Below are 21636 nucleotides of genomic sequence, written 5' to 3'. Positions count from 1 at the left end.
ATGCAATAAAAGAGTAAAAAAAGCAAGAAAGTGGGTAGAAAAAGAGCACCTAATCCAACAAAATCTCAAACTCTTCCTAATTAGACAAAGGCGAAGCGCACGCTGTTTAGCGCTTAATGAACTTTTTTGAACGCGCCAACCGCATTTACAATTGCTTTGTTTGCAGTTTTCGTCACTATTCGAACGGCGAACAAGAATAGGTGAAAGCCGCAAGCCCAAAACTGCAGTCGGCGGCACCTTTCCAATATCTCGACATGCACAGCGTCCAGTCCTTCGTGCAAATCCCAATTCGCTGCGCAGCGAGGAGCAACAGCCAAATAGCGAAGTCGGCATAAATACTTGGGCGGCGCTATATGGTTGTCAGCACAGATTTATTGGGTATACTCCTTATGACTGTTTTTGCTGAATCAACCGCTGGCTTTCACCAATGGTGCTTGACAAATTATGGGAATTAGGTTTTTCTACTCATAAATAATGCATGTTTGGGGTAAATAACAAACAAAGTAAGAAGACATGCGTCAGACAAACAACCAAAGCCAAACCCAGCCCGGAATCTGCAAATATCGGGAGGAGGTTCTTTGGACGCGGCAGTTAGCGCTTAGAAAAGGATATCCTAGGCTATCCATGGAACTAGAAATTAGTTGCTTAACCTACAACCAAGGGACAAAAGGGGGCAATAAAGCATGAACAGACCAGCTCTTGCGACAAAGAGTCGTTCATTCGCCTTAAAGCAAATGCTCGCACTTTTGAGCAAGTTCTCCGACGACAGCATTATCAAGATAACACGTGCAGCAGAAATTGTTGCACGGCATCCCGAACACAAGAAGCAGATTGCATGGATTAGGGACCTCTTCGAGCAAGGTCATCCGTCCATTGAACTTGCTCGCAGGGTCTTGCGCGACATCAGTCCCAAGGTCCGCGAGGGTGTAATAATGAACCTTTTTGTTCGAGGAGCCTGGGAAGGCGCAGAAAAGCGGAAGCAATTCGAAGCCCTCCATGGCTACTATCCGCCCTTCCTTCTTGTCATCAGTCCAACGATGAGATGCAATCTTAGATGCTGGGGATGCTACGCTGGAGCGTATGACCAAAAAGAAGAACTGACCACGGAAGAGGTAGACAGAATAGTAACCGAAGCAAAAGAAATGGGCATCCACTTCATCACTATATCTGGCGGGGAGCCATTTATCCGCAAAGACCTACTAGAGATATACAAAAAGCACAATGACGTTGCGTTCCAAATCTACACAAATGGCACACTAATAGACGAAGAGACCGCAAAAGTGCTGGGCGAGCTTGGCAACGTCGTTCCCGCCATAAGCGTCGAAGGATTCGAGCAGGAAACAGATGAGCGGCGGGGGAAAGGCGCTCACAAGAAGATAATCGCGGCAATGGAAGCCCTCAAAGCCAATGGATGCATTTACGGATTCTCTGCAACAGCGACCAGCCGCAATGTAGACATCTTGACCGACGAAAGATTCATCGACTACTACATCGAACAGGGGGCTTACTTCGGCTGGTTCTTCACATACATTCCCATAGGAAAGAACCCATCGATTGACCTTATGCCGACCCCGGAGCAACGCGACCGCCTTCGCGCTCGCACGCTGGAGATAAGACGCACACGGCCGATATTCGTCGGCGACTTTTGGAACGACGGGCCTCTCACCAGGGGCTGCATGGCTGGAGGCAGGCTCTACGCCCACATTAACCACAGGGGCGACGTGGAACCCTGCGTGTTCTCACACTTTGCGGTTGACAACATACGCAGTAAGTCTTTGAAAGAAGCCCTAGACTCGGAGTTCTTCCGTGCAATTCGGAAGAAACAGCCTTTCAACGAGAACCACCTTACGCCCTGCATGATAATAGACAATCCACACATCTTGAGAGAAGTTGTATGCAAGTACAACGCGTTTGCAACTGATGGCGGCGAAGCACTTCTCACCACCCTTGCTCCTGAGCTTGACAACTACGCAAAGGCATACCAGGCAATCGCCAGCATACCTTGGGAACAAGGCTATGATTGGGCGAAAGGAGATGAACAAAAATGAAAGCAACATTAATAGCGCCCCGAATGGAGGAAGAGAAATCCTACGAAGAAGATCCGAAACCTCTTTTTCCTCCGTTATCGCTTATGACAGTGGCATCGCTGACCCCCGAAGACGTTGAGGTCGAACTCATTGACGAATCGGTAGAGCCCGTAGATTTTGATACAGACGCCGATTTAGTTGGCATAACAGCCACAACAGCGGCGGCAAATAGAGCATACGAAATAGCCGACCGCTTTCGAGAACGCGGAAAGTGCGTAGTCATTGGGGGAGTCCACGCCACAGCACTGCCCGAGGAAGCAGCGAATCATGCAGACGCCGTAGTAATTGGTGAAGCAGAGGGAAAATGGGAGGCAGTAATCGAAGACTTTCGCCGGGGCGAACTGCGCAAATTCTATGCAAGCGACGACCGTCCAAACCCGGAATGCATCCCTTCACCCAGGCGCGACCTAGTTGATGCAAAATACTACCTTTTTGCATACACAGTGCAAACTACTCGCGGATGTCCCTTCAACTGTTCATTCTGCTCAGTAACCTCTTTCTTTGGCCGCACATATCGTATGAGGCCTGTGCAAGGCGTTGTGGAAGAAATCCAATCGCTTCCGGGAAACCTTATTCTAATTGTGGACGACAACATAATGGGACATCCTGCCTATGCAAAGAAATTATTCGAAGCCCTAAAACCGTTGAAAAAGCAATGGTTTGGACAGGCTTCGCTTAGTATGCTTAAGCACCCGGAGCTAATGTCATTAGCCGCCGAAAGTGGATGTATGGGACTTTTCATTGGGATGGAGACGCTTTCCGACGACACTTTGAAAAACATAGGAAAAACTATCAACACCAAGACAAACTATAAGGAAGTAGTTGCTCGGCTTCATGATGTGGGAATTGCCGTTCTTGCCGCCTTTATTTTCGGATTTGACGAAGACGATCAAAGTGTATTCGAAAGAACCGTTGAATTTGTAAACCGCGCAAAGATTGATGCGGCGCAATTTTCAATTTTGACTCCGTTCCCAGGGACGCGGATTTTTCGCGAATTTGAATCGGAAGGCAGGATAATAGATAAGAACTGGAGTCATTACGATGGTGCCCACGTCGTATACAAGCCGGCGCGTCTGAAACCAGAAGCGCTACTCGAGGGACTGCGAAATGCCTACCGCCAAGTATATTCTACCAGCTCCATACTCCGCAGACTTGGTCCTGCACTAAAACTGCGGTTTGCTGCAATTGCACTAAACACGGCATATCGGCGTAGGATTATAAACTGGCTGAAAAAACTAGGCATCGAACAGGGACAGCAAGCCGACTTAATGCCGCCGAGCAGCGCCCCACATAAGGATTCGCAAATACTAAAGGCTTAGATTCTGCCCGAAATTGTATGAACCTCGGCTAATCGAAGTTCGCCGAAAGCCGTACAAAAGCCGCCGCAAACTGCGCCAATTTTGCTAGTATTTGAATTCAGAACAACAAACCGCCATATAGTTTGCCCGCCTCTCTAACCTCGAATTATTCCACGCCAAAACGAATCTATCTGCGTCTTTCCATGCGAGGGGGATTGCAAAAAATGCAAGTGAGTTGTAGAATTTTCTGCTGACGCGGTTTTCAGCGCAGGAGGAGTTCATGAACGAGAAAGAATATCCGGCGGCATGCAAGCTTGCTGGTTTGACGCCAGATGAACTTAGGAACACGATAGTTCAGAAGGAGAAGCTCTCGCCCACATTAACCCGCATGGAGATAAGAGCCCCGCTAATCGCACGTGCGGCAAGAGCTGGGCAGTTTGTTATGGTTTGGGTTGGCGAAAAGAGTGAGCGCGTGCCTCTCACAATATGCGATTGGGACGTTGACAAGGGCACAATTACGATTATCTTCCAAGAGGTCGGCTTCAGCACAAAGGAGCTCGGACAGCTTGAAGAAGGTGAAGACATTGCAAGCATTGCCGGACCGCTTGGAAAGCCGACGGAGATTGACAACTTCGGCACCGCCGTTGTTGTTGGAGGGGGCGTTGGGACTGCCATTGCGTACCCAATTGCTAAATCACTAAAGAAGGCGAATAATAAACTAATCGTCGTCGTTGGCGCACGCGAGAAATCGCTAATTTTGCTTGAGGACGAGATGCGAAAAATCGCCGACGAGCTCATCATCACCACCGATGACGGCTCATATGGGCGCAAGGGATTAGTAACGGATGCGCTCAGCGAACTCCTTGAATCTCAAAAAGTTGACATGGTATTCGCCGCTGGCCCACTTCCGATGATGAAAGCTGTTGCAATGACGACGCAACCTTACGGCGTTAAGACAATCGTAAGCCTCGACCCGATTATGATTGACGGCACGGGGATGTGCGGCGGCTGTCGGGTAACAGTCGGCGGAAAGACGATGTTCACATGTGTAGACGGCCCTGATTTCGATGCCCATCAAGTGGACTGGGATGAACTCAGGGCGCGAAAAGCATACTACTTTGACGAAGAAAACAAAGCCAACGCTAACGCACTTGTTGATGGAGCTAGGAAGTAAATGGCAGAGACAAAACCCCGAAACCCGATGCCGCAACAAGATCCCGCGGTTAGGATTAAAAACTTCGACGAGGTCGCTCTTGGTTACACTGAGGAGCTAGCTTTGGCGGAAGCTGCGCGATGTTTGAATTGCCCCAAGAAACCTTGCGTCGCCGGTTGCCCCGTGAATATTGACATCCCGAAGTTCATTGAGCTAATCAAGAACAAAGATTACATTGGAGCGGCGCGCGAGATAAAAAAGACGAACTCTCTTCCTGCGATATGCGGAAGAGTTTGCCCGCAGGAGGAACAATGCGAGAAGGTCTGCGTTCTTGCTAGGAAATATGAGCCCGTCGCAATTGGTCGGTTGGAACGATTTGCCGCCGATTATGAAGCGGCTTGTGCTAATCCTTTCGACGTCCCAAAGCCATCGAACCCCGAACTATCGAAGTACCACGTTGCTGTAATAGGGAGCGGCCCTGCGGGACTCACGGTTGCCGGCGACCTTGCAAAGATGGGCTATTCTGTCACGATATTCGAGGCGCTTCACAAGCTGGGCGGAGTCCTAAGATATGGCATCCCGGAGTTTAGACTCCCCCGCGCAGTGTTGGACCGCGAGATAGACTACGTTAAATCGCTTGGCGTCACCTTCCTAACAAACGTAATCATCGGCCGCACGTTTCGGCTGAATGCTCTATTAGAGCAGGGCTATGATGCAGTATTCATCGGGACAGGTGCAGGCGCTCCGAAACTTTTGGGTATACCTGGGGAGAATCTTTCTGGCATCTACTCCGGCAATGAATGGCTCACTAGAATCAATCTAATGAGGGCGCATAGAGATGACTACGCCACTCCACTTAAGAAACCGAAGAAGGTTTGCGTTGTGGGTGCGGGAAACACAGCAATGGACTGTGCTAGAACAGCTCTGCGGGTTGGCGCCGAGAAAGTAATGATTGTCTATCGAAGAAGCCGCGCTGAGATGCCTGCTCGTGCGGAAGAGGTCGAAAATGCCGAGCAGGAGGGCGTTGTTTTCCAGCTTTTAACAAACCCAAAGCGCTTTATAAGCGACGACAACGGCGCCGTGAGGGCGATGGAATGCCTTCGCATGGAGCTTGGCGAGCCGGACGAATCATGCAGACGGCGTCCCATCGCCGTCGAAGGGTCGGAGTTCGAGATTGAATGCGACATGGTGATTGTTGCTCTTGGGCAGAACCCAAACCCACTGATTCGCCAGACGACGGAAGGGTTAGAGACGGAGAGTTGGGGAGGCATAATTATTGACCCTGAGACTGGGATGACCTCAATTCCAGGCGTTTTCGCAGGGGGCGATGCGGTTACCGGCGAGGCAACTGTCATCTCGGCAATGGGCGCGGGCAAGATTGCGGCAAGGGGCATAGACAAATACATACGGGAGAAATACGGGCTGGAATAGAATTCAACTGCTGGCGTATGGGACTCCTTCGCCCTTAGCGTTCACAAGTCTATCTGCGTTTAAGGCCTAGCGAATCGCAACTCAAACACCCCAACGGCCGTTACCGGCGGGAATAGTGAGTATCTAACCGCTGTGCTCTTCAAAATTGCCTCGACTTGCTTAGCGCAATTAGTATTATAGCCAATAGGGCGGCTGCCAATCCAAGCCAGAAAGAAACGCGTGCTCCAAGTAATACAGGCTCATCCGGACGCCATCTGCTCGAAACTACATAAAGCGCAATAATAAGCACTACGAGAAGAACTAATTCGGCTGTCTTCATCCTCTTTAATCCATCCTAAGCTCTTTGCTCTTGCAAGCTATGCGGCTTAGAAATACCAGATGCAATTTTTAGGATTACTCCCCGAACATTCTTGTCACAAAAAGCCTATTTTAGCGTTGCTTCACAAATCTAACGGCATCAGCTACAAAGTATTTACCATCCTCTTTGGAACGATTAACGCCCTTAATAGTATTACCACCTGCGTTGAAATCAAACACGCCTAACGCGACCCATTTTCCAACATTCTTTTGCTGGTCTATAATCTGCGACGACCTGCTATTCACAATATATTCTACTTCACGGCTGAGCGGCAGAAGCGAACGTGGGATGTGAACCTGTACTTCATACTTGCCGGTCTCAGGTAAGATTACCCTCCACTCAGCCCATTCATTGCGCCCAACGTCGGTTTCATGCTGAAGATATGAAATGCCAATCGGCTCGCCATCCGGCATTGGTCCCCACTCCCGACTTTCCATGCGTGAAAACCCAAGGTCGGCGTCATCCACGACAACTGCTTTCGGCTTATCGGCAAATGGATAACATACCTCCCCAAAAAACTTTCGCGGTGGGCCACCGTTTATCGAGACAAACGAACATTTTACGCCATTTATTCTTAGGGACGGCTCCTCTTCCCGGCACCAGATGCGAAGTGTTCCATTATCGTACTCCACATCCAATGTGCCAATCTGCCTATCAGACTTCGCGAGAAGAGTGTTTCCCAACCAAAGCTCCGACCCCTCAACCCACGAGAATGCCTTAACTCTGCCGTCTCTTAGGATGCGGACAAGCGATGCCCGAGCAACTGCAGAAAATTCGCTCGATGATATTTTGCGGATACTCGGTTCCAACGGGCGGCACAATCCAATGTAATCTTTGCCCCAAACTGTCTTAACCGAAAACGCATAAATACCAGGAACATCCAACGGAATAAGACTTTTGACAGCAACACTTTTGCAGCCCTCCCCGACCCTCCAGGGATAGAGAAGAGTTGCCAGCGATGTTTCGCCATTTGCAAGCTTTTCGTACACAACAACTGGGGCGTTTTCCTTCACACCGGCTTTGAAGGCAACATAGCCGTCCTTCTTCCGCGCAGTTAGGCCTTCGCGGAGTATGGGGACAACAGCAATGTTGCCGCCGCTAGGGTATGTAGTTTCGGCGACCAAGCGTGAGTTTAGCTTTACCTCGCCGGGGGCGAAGTGCCAATACTGTTCCAGCTTGTGATTTCCATCAAAGTAGAGCTGGTCGCTCACGAGCCAGTAGTCAGGCTTTACGAAAATAATCTCCCGGTCGCTTACAGTATGCTGATAAAAGCGATTGCGGCCATCGAAATAATCCATAAACTTCGTTGAAGCCCAGTGAGAATACTCTGTCGTGCGCCCATAATTCTCATAATTCCGTCCGTCTATCAAGACAACATTGTGGGCTTTTGCAATCCAAAACCAGTCATGGTCAGCTGAGTAATTATACCTGCCAGGATCGACTAACAGAGGTCTACCGAACGCATAAACTACGGGAGCGGTGAGGTCGAAGTGCCCATGCGTGCCAACCCAATTGCCATTGTGGACGGCAAGGTAGGTTGAATCTTCAAAATTACCGCGCATAAAATAATAGCCGCTGCAAGGAAAACAATTAGAGATAGGGAACGGCTGCTTCCCCTTCTTTCCTTGAGTAGCAAAGCACTCCAGATCTTGGCGGCCTAGAATCTTCGCCACCTCAGACAGTTCCTCTGCATAGTGCTCGCTGTCGGAATCTCCAAACATTGGCGTCATTCCGTTTGGCTGGGTCAAGTATCCTAAAAAGGTATACATTTTGCCCAAGATGTCCCGCATATCCGAAGGAATGGGGATTCCCTTTTCAGTTGCTCGGATGAGAAGCGACTTTAGGCGGCGTGCACAAATACCGTGGTAGTTCGGCGCCGCTTCGTTAAGTACGCCATCGGCGCATAAGGATTCATGCGAAAGCTCCACAAGCTTCTTAACAGCAAAATCCGCCCATTCGCGCCAATGTTTGTATTCGGGATTGTCTAGCGCATTGTTTAGAAGCGCATCGTATACCTGAAATCCCCAATTGCCGCCCCACCCCTGGCCGCCATTGGTAACACCGCTGTATAGGAGTTTACCAAATTGAATTTGGAAGTGGATAAATGCCATGCGCGTGTCAGTTTCAAGATTCGGTGATTTCATCAACTCTCCGTAATAATACCAAGCATTACCGCCAAACTTGCGCGCAATTTGAAGGCCTGAATAAGCAGCATTATCCCAGTCAACTCCTGGTTTTGTTGGCGGTGGATTATCAAGCATCCAAGCAACATAAAACTCGTTTGCCTTCTTTGCATACTTTTCATCGCCGCTGTTTATATATGCGTAGCCCAAGATTCTAGGAAGCCCCCAATTGCAAAGATACTCGGCAAGACCTCCTCTGCCAGGAACAGGATTCGCCCACCAGTTTATGCGCTCACCAAGATAGAAATCCAAGCCTTGGTGCTCGACCACATGCCTTAGAGCTTTCTCGGCAGGGGTGAAATTTGCCTGTGGATTCTTCTTTGGCATTATCTTAGAATCATGCCACTGAGAAAGCGGCCGAGAATCAAAATGAGCAACCGTCTCTTTGATTGCTCGCTCCCAATCTTCCGCCTTGACAGCTAATTTAACCTTTTCCATGCCGGGCGCATCAAGGTCAAAATCAGAGAAAAGCTCACGCATCAAAGTTTCATGGTCAGCCCTGCGCTTGACTAACACTTTAAAAAATAGATTACCATTCGCATCGGCATATACCCCAGCTCTGCCATCGCCTTTGCCGTTATGGGTTAGCTCAAAATAGTAGTTTTTGTTCGGCTCTGCTGGGGAACGAACATAGAAAGGATTTTCACCCAATATGTTCTTAACGGTTACATCATTTAGGGTATATTCAGCAAGCTTCCTGGACTTTGCTTGCGAGTCCCACAAGGTTAGGGTCACGGCTTCTCCAGACTGCCATTGCTCAGGCGATTGATCAAGGCATACAGTTATGCGGAATATTTCGTGGACGTTATCACCTGTGGTAAAACTATATCCTATAGGGGAGTCAGAGGTCACCTCGAGCCGAAGTTCTTTACCGCCGGACACCTGGTCAACGATTGCATAATTAAGAATATCGTCTAACACCTGTCCGGGAGCTGCGTAAGAAATGGAGGCAATAATTAATAGAATCTGGCAAAAGGTCTTCTGCACAGATAGAAGTCGAGAGCCAACCACTAAGATTGAAAAACCTCCCGGGAAGCGGTCAGGCATGCAAAATATGCCTTTATTTAAAAAATTTCTAGAGCTTTTAATGCCAGCCACCTAAACAACATATTCTCCACTCAATGGCAAGCCTATTGAGCATATTTTTCACGGACCTTCCTTGCAATTACGCAAAATCTCCGGGCAAGGTCGGAGATGGAGTGAACCTCCTGACCTATCAAATAAGTTGTAAGCTTGTCATTGAAAGGTGACACCCACTTCGCGGGGAGCTTTTCTGCTCCGAGGATGGCACCCATAATCGAGCCCGCGGTGGCACCAGTGCAGTCAGTATCTACGCCGCCCATAACAGTATGCGAAATTGTCTTTTCAAAGTCACCGTCACCATAGAAAAGGCCTGCAACCGTAATTGCAGCATTGTTTAGAGTGTGTGCGTTGTTCATGCCAGCGTATTTTTCCTCAATTCGGCCTAAGGTAGTTTCCCAATCGCCGTCGGCTTTGCACCAACGAAGTGTTTGCTTTACAGTTTCAGCCAAACGGCATTTTGCCGGAATCTCAGCAAGACCGATCTGCAAGCATTTTATTGGATCATCGATAACAAACGCCGCCGCAATCACAGCCGAGAAAAACATCTCGCCATAGGTTCCATTCATCACATGGCTTACCGAGGCGTCGCGATATGCAAACTCAGCTGCAATTTCAGGCAAGCCGGGAGCCGCATATCCCCAAGGATCTGAGCGTATGTCTGCGCCAATCCACTCCATGTATGGATTGCCCTTTAGCGCCGTTTTTGGTGGTTTAATCCCTTTCTTAAGGTTTTCGAGTGCCACATGCTCCGCCGTGCACGCCATCGGCAAGTACTTGAGCCATAATCGCCCTACGTCTTCGGTCGTGAAATCAACCCCAGCCTCCTCTAGAATAAGCAAACCAAGCACTGTATACGCAAGGTCGTCGTCTGGTCCAACGTGGTCAATATTATCCCTGAAAAAGTTATCTATCGGCTCGGAGTAGTGGATGCCTGAACGGTGTGTAAACTTCCAATACTCAGCAAGCGGATAAGGCTGTCCAAGTTTGAGTGCAAAATACTTTATCTTCTTTCGACTCCATCCCTCCACAGGAATGCCTAAAATACAGCCCGCGCACCTCCCGAGCAATGCGCCGAGCATTTTGTCGTAAAGCTTATCATCTGTAAGGCTATATGGCAGCGTGCGTGGCCCTTTGGGTCGAGCCAGCCTTATATACTCTAGATCTATCGGCTCGTGATATTTAGTTGTAAACGGGGGATTAACCCTTTGGAGTATCCGCGATAAGTCAGCCAAAAAGCCGCGGGCTTCTTTTTCAACTGCAGAGACATCTGCGCCCTGTTCCTTTCGCAATTCAAGCCAAGCCTTAAAAGTTTGGTATTCTTGATCAAGCTTTGGAAAGTACGACACTTTGGTTTCTCCTTAATATTGCAGGCAAAAAGACACCTGCAGAATTTCGCTTATATTTAAGAAACTCTCCAACCGACTTTGCAGGAAAAACTTACACCAAGACGAAGTTTCTGATAATTAATAGATTTTGTCAAGACTTAGCCAAGCTGCCCACAGCTTAAAAGCAAAATATGAATTTAACGGTTGTCCGGAAAACCGGCATACAGGAGGAGTCAAGGCTGTCGGGTAGAAATATAATAAGGCTTAAAATTGAATTAAAAGGAGAAATCGCGAAAACGATGTCGAATAGAGACCTAGTTTTGGGAATAGATGTCGGATCGGTGAGCGTAGACACCGCCGTTCTCAGCAGGAATGGCGAAATTCTTGAAACGCAATACATCCGGCACAAGGGCCGGCCCATGCAGGTCGCAGCACAACTAATCGAAGACACCGTTTCTAGATTCGATAAAATATCTCGACTTGCGACCACTGGCACAGGCGGACGGCTAATTGCCGATGTCCTCAAAGGAAAGTTCGTAAACGAGGTCATCGCGCAAGCCGCCGCTGCTACGCATCTTCATCCTCAGGTTCGGACTATTATTGAGATAGGCGGCGAGGATTCAAAGCTTATCTTCCTGCGGCCTGAGGAACGAAACGGCATGGCCGCAGTTGCCGACTTCGAAATGAACACAGTTTGCGCCGCTGGCACTGGATCATTCCTCGACCAACAGGCAAGCCGAATGGGCCTCACAATCGAAGAATTTGGACAAATGGCACTTAAATCAAAAAACCCTCCAAGAGTTGCCGGTAGATGTAGCGTCTTTGCCAAAAGTGACATGATTCATCTGCAGCAGAAAGCAACACCTGTTGAAGATATTGTTGCCGGACTATGCTTAGCACTTGCACGCAACTTTAAAAGCACAGTTGGCGCCGCCAAAGATCTACAACCGCCGATAGCATTTCATGGCGGCGTAGCAGCAAACCCAGGTATAGTTCGCTCATTAAAAAGTGTACTTAATCTAAACGACGATGATCTTATTATCCCCAAGGAATTTGGGTGCACAGGAGCGATAGGCGCGGCGCTAATTGCAATTCATGAGGGCGGCCCGGAACCAGATTTCTCGAAACTTTCGCAGCTAAAGGAGCACTGCGACCTAGCCTCTGAAGAGCGCAGTCGTGATAAACCACTAAAACTAGAAAAATCTATCCTTCCGACAGACAACACTGTTTCGCCTCCTGCAAAAACTGAAGGAAAAATTCCGGCATATCTAGGCGTAGACGTTGGCTCGATTAGCACTAATGTAGTGGTTCTTGATGCCAACAAACGCGTGTTAGCTAAGCGGTATTTAATGACAGCTGGCCGTCCAATCGAAGCGGTAAGACAAGGGCTAAAAGAAATCGGCGAGGAAATTGGCGATCTTGTCGAGATTCGAGGTGCATGTACTACCGGATCGGGAAGATACCTAATTGCAGACTTTATTGGTGCTGACGTAGTTAAAAATGAGATTACCGCCCAAGCCAGGGCCGCTGCAGAAATAGACCCCGAGGTAGACACTATATTCGAAATAGGGGGCCAAGACTCAAAATATATAAGCTTACAAAATGGTGCAATCGTCGACTTTGAGATGAATAAAGTTTGTGCAGCAGGCACTGGGTCATTCCTCGAAGAGCAGGCGGAGAAGCTAGGGATAAGCATCAAAGAAGAGTTCGGCAATCTTGCCCTGTCATCGAAGTCGCCAATTAACCTTGGTGAGAGATGTACAGTTTTCATGGAAACCGAGCTCGTACGCAATCAACAAGCAGGCGCAAGCACTGAAGACCTAGTAGCCGGGTTAAGCTACTCGATAGTGCGCAACTACCTCAACCGAGTAGTTGGAACGAAGCCCATTGGCAAGCGCATTTTCTTCCAAGGCGGAGTCGCCGCAAATAAGGGAGTCATAGCCGCTTTCGAGATGGTAACCGGTCAGCCGATTATCGTGCCCAAGCACCATGAGGTCACAGGGGCAATCGGTTGCGCCTGTATAGCCATGGACGAAGACAAGGGGCAAGGTAGCAAATTTAAAGGCTTTGACCTTAGCCAACGGTCATATGAAATTACGTCCTTTGAATGCAAGGAATGTGCAAACCAGTGTGAAATAAACCGTGTCGTGGTTGAGGGCGAGAGGCCGCTTTTCTACGGCAGTCGGTGTGAAAAATATGACGTTGACCGGCGGACACAAGTTGTTAGCAAATATCCTGACCACTTTGCCGAACGTGCGGAGATGCTTCTCGAACCCTATGTGCCAAAGGAACCGATAACGGCCGATGCACCTAGAATTGGCATTCCCCGGTGCCTCCTTTTCTACGAGCTTTATCCATTCTGGCAGGCGTTCTTCAAAGAATTGGGCTGTGAAGTTGTTATCTCCGACCCAACGACCAAGAAGATAATCCATGATGGAGCTGAAAGCTCTGTTGCAGAAACATGCTTCCCAATGAAAGTAGCATTGGGGCACGTATTAAATCTCCTAAATAAAGAGATAGACTACATATTCCTGCCTAGCGTAATTAATCTGCCTTTGCCCGACCGACGAATGACTGATAGCTTTGTTTGTCCGTATGTACAGAGCTTTGTATATACAGTCAAATCGGCGGTAAATTTCACAGCAGCTGGCGTTAAGACGCTCGAGCCAGTAATATACCTGCAGCTTCCCACCCGACATCGAATTAAGGCATTAGAAGACGTGGGAAGGCAATTGGGCAAGTCGCGAAGACAAGTAGCCAATGCAGTTATTGCCGCCCAGGAAAACCTCGAGCGCTTCCAACGCAAGCTTGAAGCACGTGGGCGGGAAGTTCTAGCTGAGATTGAATCAAACGAAAAAGCGATTGTTATCGTAAGCCGAGCGTATAACGGGTGCGATCCCGGAGCAAACTTGGAAATCCCGAAGAAGCTAAATAAAATTGGCGTACGGTGCATACCGATGGACTTCCTACCCCTTGACTCTGTAAGACTGCCTGATGACTGGAAAAACATGTACTGGCGCTATGGGCAAAAGATACTTTCGGCAGCGGAGATAATAGCCGATGATCCAAGGCTTTACCCGCTCTATCTTACAAACTTCGGATGCGGTCCAGATTCGTTTATGCACAAGTTTTTCCGCGAGCGTTTAGGACGCAAACCTTGCCTTGTGATTGAGGTAGACGAGCACAGCGCCGACGCAGGCATGATTACCCGCTGTGAAGCATTCATGGACAGCATCCAAAATACAAATGGCCGAGCCATTGGGGAACGAATATTCCGCCCTGTAAATATAGAAAAGGGTACTCACCGAACGGTACTTATTCCAAATATGAGTGCCCATGCCTACGCTTTAGCTGCAGCCTTTGAAGCTTGTGGGATGAAAGCCGAGGTTCTTCCCGAACCAGACGAAGAAACCCTCGAGTGGGGGCGGCAGTTTACAACTGGCAAAGAATGCTTCCCGTGCATAGTTACAACCGGCGATATGGTAAAGTTTACTAAACGACCGGACTTCGACAGAAATAAATATGCGTTTTTCATGGGTGGTTCCGGTGGGCCATGCCGATTTGGCCAGTATAATGCTCTTCAACGAATGGTGCTCGACCAGCTCGGCTATCCAGATGTGCCTATTTACGCGCCAAACCAGGCAGCAAGCTTCTACAACGACATTGGAATTGTCGGGCGAAAACTCCTTGAGATTGGCTGGCGTGGGATAATCGCGATAGACCTCCTAGAGAAGTGTGTTCGAGAGACGAGGCCATACGAAACGGTAAAAGGCGCTGCTGACGAAGCATTCAACGAGTCAGTGCAAATTGTTTATGAAGCGCTGAAAAACGAAACCAACCTTGTTGAGGCCCTTAAGAAATGTCGAAAACTATTTGAAGCTGTCCCAGTCGACCGAAGCGTAGAAAAACCAATCATCGGCTATGTTGGTGAGTTTTACGTTCGCGCCAATGCATTTAGTAACCAAGATATTGTCCGTAAAATTGAGGCACTCGGTGGCGAAGTATGGGCAGCGCCGATTCTAGAGTGGTTCTTATATCGCAATGTTCGTAGGAGCATGAGGGCATGGCTTGACTGCAACTATAAATTATGGTTAAAGAATAACATCACCGACTGGTTTATGAAGCGTGATGAGCGTGAGCTGACAAATGTATTCCATGGTTTCCTGCGCAATCTTGAGGAGCCTTCCAGCAACGAAGTGCTCATCAAAGCTTCTCCTTATGTCCATCGGAGCTTCGAGGGGGAAGCAATTATGACGGTAGGCAAGGCAATTGACTTTATTACGAAAGGACTCTCAGGAATTGTAGCCGTGATGCCGTTCACATGCATGCCAGGAACAATTTCGAACGCGTTGCTTAAACGTATTCGCGAAGAATTAGGTGAATTCCCATTCCTCAATATGGTATATGACGGTGTAGAACAGTCCACAAGCGAAACGCGTATTGAAGCGTTCATGCACCAAGCCAAGCAATATATGAAACGGCGCCAGCACTCTCAGCTGGCTAAGGTCTAACTGTTAGAAGCAAGTTCGAATGACAAAAGTAGCTGTTAGACTTATTTTCACAATGGCTTTCAACTTAATATTTGCAGTGATTTGCCTAGCTGGGGTTAATCCTGGGCCAGCAATCTTCTGGCAGTTCAAAGACCAAGATGTTCCCGAAGCCAGACAACCTGACTTCGACGATTCCAGCTGGGAATCGGTAACGTGCGGGCATAAATGGAAGTGCCGAGGATTCGCCTGGCTGCGTGCTAACATCACAATTCCTGGTTCAATTGATGGTAAAGCCACCAACCGCCGACCAATTGGCATTAAATGGAATGCGGGCAATGGTGGCGAGATATATGTCTATGGGCGTCTCCAGTCACGGTACGATAATGATCACCCCGGCTTAATTCTCCTAACGAAGTCCACCAGGCCCGGCGAGCAGATTCCGGTCGCCGTTCGGGTCTTCATGGGACCAAGGGATGACTCAGAAGGCGAAGGTGAATTTTCCGAATGCGACTTTGTAATCCTAGATGCCGAGCGAGTTTCAGAGCCATTTAAGGTAAAAGCAGATGCAGCAAAACCACTTGGCAGGCTCCCCAGGCCATTTGCAGGACTTTCACAAGGAGGGGGCCTCCCCGACTATGAACCTGAGACAGCAAACAAGTTTAAAGAAATCGGCATAAAGTGGTTTCGCATGGATAACGTTCTAACCAACGTAGTAAAAAAACGCGAAGATGGAACTATTTATTATGATTGGGAAGATTTTGACCGCAGAGTTGACTTCATAAAAAGCATTGATGCAGAGCCAATTCTCTGCCTTTCATATATGCCCCAGCCTTTCGACATCGTCGACAATCCCGACCGACATAGCCGTCCTAGAGACTGGAAGGAATGGGAAGACCTAGTGTACGCTGCCGTCCGACGGTGCAACATCGAGCGCAAGGCATACGTAAAGTACTGGGAAGTATGGAATGAAAGCAATGCCGGATGGATTGCCACTTTGCCCGGCGAAGACCTTCTGGAGACGTACCTAAAACTCTATGACGCCTCGGCTCGGGGAGTAAAGCGCGCCGATCCAAACGCCCTCGTTGGCGGCCCATGTAATGCTGCTGGCCCATGGAATAGCGACAAGGGAAGCGCCTTCATTAGGGGAGAGGACTTCATGCGCGGTTTAATGAAACACTGCGAAGAAACAGGCACACCGCTCGATTTCATTACGTGGCACGAGTATTTCCACCCCTGGACTACCATCCTTGACGAGGCGCTCACTACATGGCGATACTTAGAAGACTACCCAAAAGTAAAAAAGCAAGTAAGAGAGTTCATGATTACTGAATGGAATTACGCCTGGTGGCACGATCGTCCACATGACAACGAAATCGGAGCGGCATGGTGTGCAACATCGATGCTACGAGCCATGATTCCCGGCAAGGTAAACAAACCTTGTTTCTTTTTAGCTAAGGACTGGGATGCGAACCTTGTAGGAAGTTGGGGAATGTTCACGAGGGAGAACAAGATTAAACCAGTGGGCAATGTCTGCCGAATGTTTAATATGATGGCCCCAGAAAAAATACAATACGTAGGCACAGATGATGAAATCACAGGGTTCGCCGCTAGGGACTCAAAGACTGGCAGAATTACAGTACTAATCGTCAACTTTGCAGAGAGATATGGAGTCCCCAGGGAAATCGAACTCAATCTTACTAACCTCCCCCAAAAGCTAATTGGCGGGAGGTGCAAACGTTATCTCGTCGACAAAGACCACAGCAATATCTTTCACAATCGCGAAAAATATGAACTTGAATGCGTAGAAGCAATTGAAATATCTAAAGGCGGCGACTTTACACACACTTTCACACTTGAAAATAATGCCGTGACGCTTCTTGAGTTCATTCCCCCATCAAGTCATTGATTGTTTGAAATTGCACATTTTGCTGATTTGGGTAATTCGTTCACTATGTGTGCAAATTTGCTGCCTTCGAATATACAATTTGCCACTGTCACTTTATCCACATCTCCGCCGAGATATACTCCTGGGCCAAATGCATCGAAAGTGCAACCGTTAAGTATTATGTTCTTTCCGCCGATGACATAAGCGGCATATGCTTTTGGATTCTCAAATGCCTTTTGGAAACGACATGCACTAAACATTGCGTTACCGCAGTTTGTGATTTGCAAGGCGTGATCGCCATTTGCCTGGATAACTGCACCGTGAACTATAACTGTAGCATTTCGGTTTGCAACTTTAAAAGCTATAAAGTGATTCAAATAACTTCCGTTTGTTACTCGTAACCTTGCTCCTGATTCAATTACATATCCAAAAACGCAAGCATCAGTGGAGCAGTTGAATAAACCGCCGTAAGTATTTCCCCCATTTTCAGTTTTATCTTCTACGAAAAGGAAGCCGGTATGTGCACCAATTACAAAGCAATTTGATGCATGAAATTCATCTAAACGCCCAAGCTTAAAACCTACCCCATGCTCTAGAAAATACTTATTTGTGCAAAAAACTTCGACATTGCGCATGGTCGGAATGTCAAAAGCTTCTGTGAGATACACACCAGTATTAATGACTTCCGGGAGAAAGATGTTTTCAAGATTCACACGCCCAATGTTACTTTTGCCATCAGCGGCGATAGCATCATACGCCCCCCAAATTTTCACATTACTTATTGATATTCCATTGCCAGCAAGAAGGATTGTGGGCGGATACTTGGTCGGCTTCTCAAAGTCAACCCCAGCATATCGAAACGCTAAACCATGAACACTGGAAAAATCACCACATCTAACCGCTGGCCCATTGCTATGAGAAACGAGTATTCCCGGAAGAACATCTGCATCCGAAGGGAAGCCGCCAGAGATGTTCCCAACCAAATGGACTCCTTCAAGGTCTAGTGTTCCAGAAATTTTGTAGACGCCCATGGGGAAACTCACAGTGCCGCCAAGACCTGCGTCCTCGATAGCCTTCCTAATGGCGGCAGTATCATCAGCCTTCCCATCTCCAACCGCTCCATAATCCTTTACGTTTTGGATTGAGTCAGTAGCGGCAAAACAACTTGCTGTAAGAAAAACCGCTATCATAATTAATAATAACCTGCATTTAGAACGCATTTTTCTCCTCCACTAAAGAGCAGTGCTCAGAGTTTACAGGGATAATCTGGCTATGTCAACAGCATACGCGCCGCTGATGCTTTGGCCTTTTAAAACTAAGGAGACTAAAGCAAACCATCCAGTCGGTAACCTACACACCATAAACCCTAATGTCTGCTTTTCCTTGACTCTGCAAACTCCGGTAGGTATACTCAATATGAAGGTAAACCATGTGGAGCTTAGGGTGACTGCGCAGAATGTTGATTTGGAGGTAGTGCATGTATTTATCAGTTCGCGACCATATCGCTCTTTGTGCCTGGCCATCGCTGAAAGAAGGCCTTGATGGCCTTGGTTTTGACGCAGTCGAACTTGAGTTTGCAAGAGATAATTCAGTCTTTGCAATTCGCCCTTCACCAGGCAAAGAGCGATTCAAACTCGACACACCCAATGCAATCGAAGAGTTTCGCAAGCATCTTGATGAAAACAAAGTTCGAGTTTCCGCTTTCCTTATGTCAAACAATTTTGGCAGCAATGACTTGGAAAATGAGATTAAGTGGACAATAAACGCAGTGAAAGCCGCCGATATGCTAGGCATTCAAGCAGTCAGGATAGATGCTATCATGCATGGCGAAAAAGACCAGCCACTTGAACACAATGTTACACTTTTTGCGGACTGCATGAAACGAATACTTGATGCCACGCCTGACGCAAGAGTCGACCTGGGTGTAGAAAATCACGGTTACCAAGGAAACATGCCAGAGTTTCTCGACCAACTGCTCGAACGAGTGGGCTCTCCGCGAGTTGGGATTACAATTGACACTGGAAATTTCTACTGGCGAGGGCATCCTCTTAGTCGGGTTTACGAAATTATTGAACACTTTGCGCCGTACTGCAAGCATACACACGCAAAGAACATAAATTATCCGCCTGATATTCGTGAAGTTGAGCGCGAAATGGGTTACAAGTATGGAGAATACGTTTCTCCGCTACGAGATGGCGACATAGACCACAGGCGGGTTGTTGCCATACTCAAAAAAGCTGGATATGAACGCGATTTGTGCCTCGAGGACGAGTCCCTTGGCCGTTGGCCCCGCGAGGAGTGGCAATCAGTTCTCAAACGAGATGCAGACTTCTTCCGTGAAATAATATAAGTTATAGTAGCGGTTGGCTGGCAGGATTTCACACTTGAAAAAGAACTCTCCTTCAAAAGCACTGACCCTTCGGGCAGTGACGATAGGTCTTGTAGTCACTATTTTGGTAAACCTCTGGCTTCACTATGCCGAATTGGTACTGGGTGGCTTTCGTGGCCACACAGCACTAGCAAATACTTCCATTCCGTTCGGCGCATTCAACGCACTCTTGGCAATTGTAGCGATAAACTTAATATTCACTAAGTTTCTTCCTGGAATTGCATTAAAGCAAGGCGAACTTATTATCATTTATGCTATGTCTACTGTCGGAACAGTACTTTCTTCCTCAGGTGGACTGCATTTCCTAATACCGACGCTCACTGCCGCTCATTACTTTGCCTCCGAAGCGAATGGATGGGCGGCACTATTTCACCCTTATATCCCAAAGTGGCTTGCTCAAACCGATAAGACAGCACTTGATCATTTCTACAAAGGAAATTCGCCTTTTATTTGGAACGAGTGGGCGACTCAAATTTGCGTTTGGGTGGGCTTCCTGTTTGTATTCGCCTCGGCAACCTTCTGCATTGTAATCCTACTACGCAAACAATGGATCGAAAATGAGAAGCTCCCCTTCCCAACAGTCACCTTGCCCATTGAGCTCACGCGAGAAGGAGTGCCATTATTTAAAGAAAAGCTTTTCTGGGGTGGTGCAATCGCCACGTTCCTACTAGGTACTCTAAATACACTCCACGAAAACATACCAAACATGCCAATGATTCAAGTTCGCGCAACCGAGTTGAGTACCTATTTCCCAAACCCTCCCTGGAACGCGATGGGACCTACACCGATTACTTTCTTCCCGTTCGCAATAGGCATAGGCTTTCTCCTATCAACTGAAGTGGTATTCAGTTGCTGGTTTTTCTTCATCGTAACCAAGGCTGAGCTCATCTTCGCATCAGCTGTGCGCGCGACAGAAAGTGCAGGCTTCAGCGCGCAAAGCGTGTTCCCTTGTCTATCGTTTCAAGGTGCAGGAGCGTTTTTGGGGATTTCAGCATCGACCTTATGGCTCGCTAGGCGGCATCTTGCAAAAATCTTCCGAGAAGCCTTCATAGGAAAAGAATCGGGGGACCCACATGTCAAAGCCCACCAGTTTGCATTCATTGGACTAGCTGTGTGCTTTGCAATTCTAGTCGCTTTCACGGTTATCGCTGGCGCAAGGCTCCCCATAGCGCTCATGATGATTACACTAGTGTTAATTTATCTAATTGCAGCAACACGAATTCGTGCTGAAACTGGTAACGTTTGGCCAGTTGGACCCGATATTGACGGCTACCGCCTAATGCAAACGATTTTCGGCTCGAATTTCTTCACAACCGCCGACCTAACATCTCTAACATATATCCGTGCCGCAACTGCTGGCCAAGATTTTCGTGGAACATGTATGCCACATGAGCTCGACGCTCTTAAGATGGCAGACTCTGCAAAGGTAGATTTCCGCCGCCTGGTCCTACCTATACTTATCTCCGTCAGTTTTGGCGTTATGATTTCCTTCATAATTGCACTGACACTTTGGACGAACTATGGCGCACTTGCAAAAACAAATTATTGGAGAAGCTACTCCGGCATGAATTCGTTCACAGTATTAGCGCAATTCATCCGCACTCCTAGACCCACGGATTGGGCCGGCCTCAAGGGTGTCGGCGCTGGCATGATGGTAACGGCAATCCTCGCATTTCTAAGAGGCAGATACATATGGTGGCCATTTCACCCAGTCGGCTATGCAATGGCAAATACTTGGACAATGAACTACACCTGGGGACCGTTTTTTATTGCATGGCTGGCAAAGGTTGTACTCATAAGAGCAGGAGGCTTAAGGCTTTATCGTCGCGCCCTGCCATTCTTTCTCGGCATGATTGCCGGCGACATTCTCCAAGGCGGATTCTATACGCTCCTAGGTTGCCTAACGAATTTGAACGTCTACCCAGCTAACTGGTAATCCCAATAATCTCGCCTA

12 protein-coding genes are annotated in these 21636 nt (G+C 48.1%); 8 read left to right on the top strand and 4 right to left on the bottom strand.

Features of this window, described 5'->3' with window-relative positions:
- Positions 1–683 precede the first annotated feature (683 nt).
- The 4 genes from K6T99_01125 (at position 684) to gltA (ending at position 5969) form a co-directional block, all read left to right on the top strand.
- Positions 684–2048, top strand: coding sequence for a radical SAM protein (locus K6T99_01125; protein ID MCL6518409.1), 1365 nt, complete (start codon positions 684–686; stop codon positions 2046–2048).
- Positions 2045–3406, top strand: coding sequence for a B12-binding domain-containing radical SAM protein (locus K6T99_01120; GenBank protein MCL6518408.1), 1362 nt, complete (start codon positions 2045–2047; stop codon positions 3404–3406). Before K6T99_01125 ends, K6T99_01120 begins: the two co-directional genes overlap by 4 nt.
- Before the next feature lie 259 nt (positions 3407–3665).
- Positions 3666–4559: a sulfide/dihydroorotate dehydrogenase-like FAD/NAD-binding protein gene (locus K6T99_01115; protein MCL6518407.1), complete on the top strand. Its 894-nt coding sequence runs from the start codon at positions 3666–3668 to the stop codon at positions 4557–4559.
- Entirely contained in the window at positions 4560–5969 is a 1410-nt protein-coding gene (gene gltA / locus K6T99_01110; protein MCL6518406.1) for an NADPH-dependent glutamate synthase, read from the top strand.
- Between the two features lie 139 nt (positions 5970–6108).
- Here the strand turns inward: gltA and K6T99_01105 are convergent, their stop codons facing one another.
- From K6T99_01105 to K6T99_01095, 3 genes are all read right to left on the bottom strand, one after another.
- Positions 6109–6288 carry a hypothetical protein gene (locus tag K6T99_01105; GenBank protein ID MCL6518405.1) on the bottom strand — a complete coding sequence of 60 codons (180 nt, stop codon included), beginning with the start codon at positions 6286–6288 and terminating at the stop codon, positions 6109–6111.
- A gap of 110 nt (positions 6289–6398) precedes the next feature.
- Entirely contained in the window at positions 6399–9431 is a 3033-nt protein-coding gene (locus K6T99_01100; protein MCL6518404.1) for a heparinase II/III family protein, read from the bottom strand.
- A 209-nt stretch (positions 9432–9640) separates the two neighbouring features.
- Entirely contained in the window at positions 9641–10939 is a 1299-nt protein-coding gene (locus tag K6T99_01095) for an ADP-ribosylglycohydrolase family protein (protein MCL6518403.1), read from the bottom strand.
- Positions 10940–11217: 278 nt separating this feature from the next.
- Here K6T99_01095 and K6T99_01090 point away from each other — a divergent pair, with 278 nt between their 5' ends.
- On the top strand, positions 11218–15429 hold the full coding sequence (locus K6T99_01090; GenBank protein ID MCL6518402.1) for an acyl-CoA dehydratase activase: 4212 nt from the start codon (positions 11218–11220) through the stop codon (positions 15427–15429).
- A gap of 19 nt (positions 15430–15448) precedes the next feature.
- Complete coding sequence (locus K6T99_01085) at positions 15449–17314, top strand: hypothetical protein (protein ID MCL6518401.1); 1866 nt, start codon at positions 15449–15451, stop codon at positions 17312–17314.
- Here K6T99_01085 and K6T99_01080 read toward each other — a convergent pair.
- Positions 17308–18513 carry a right-handed parallel beta-helix repeat-containing protein gene (locus K6T99_01080; GenBank protein MCL6518400.1) on the bottom strand — a complete coding sequence of 402 codons (1206 nt, stop codon included), beginning with the start codon at positions 18511–18513 and terminating at the stop codon, positions 17308–17310. The genes K6T99_01085 and K6T99_01080 overlap by 7 nt on opposite strands.
- Before the next feature lie 257 nt (positions 18514–18770).
- Here K6T99_01080 and K6T99_01075 point away from each other — a divergent pair, with 257 nt between their 5' ends.
- Both K6T99_01075 and K6T99_01070 read left to right on the top strand, forming a co-directional pair.
- The gene (locus tag K6T99_01075; protein ID MCL6518399.1) at positions 18771–19643 is read left to right on the top strand and encodes a sugar phosphate isomerase/epimerase; all 873 of its coding nucleotides are present in this window, start codon (positions 18771–18773) and stop codon (positions 19641–19643) included.
- Between the two features lie 34 nt (positions 19644–19677).
- On the top strand, positions 19678–21618 hold the full coding sequence (locus K6T99_01070) for a hypothetical protein (protein MCL6518398.1): 1941 nt from the start codon (positions 19678–19680) through the stop codon (positions 21616–21618).
- The last annotated feature ends 18 nt before the right edge of the window (positions 21619–21636 follow it).

Source organism: Armatimonadota bacterium, assembly GCA_023511795.1.
Lineage (GTDB): Bacteria > Armatimonadota > UBA5829 > DTJY01 > DTJY01 > JAIMAU01.
Note: the sequence above shows the minus strand (reverse complement) of the source record. Positions and strands in the feature narration are given on the sequence as shown.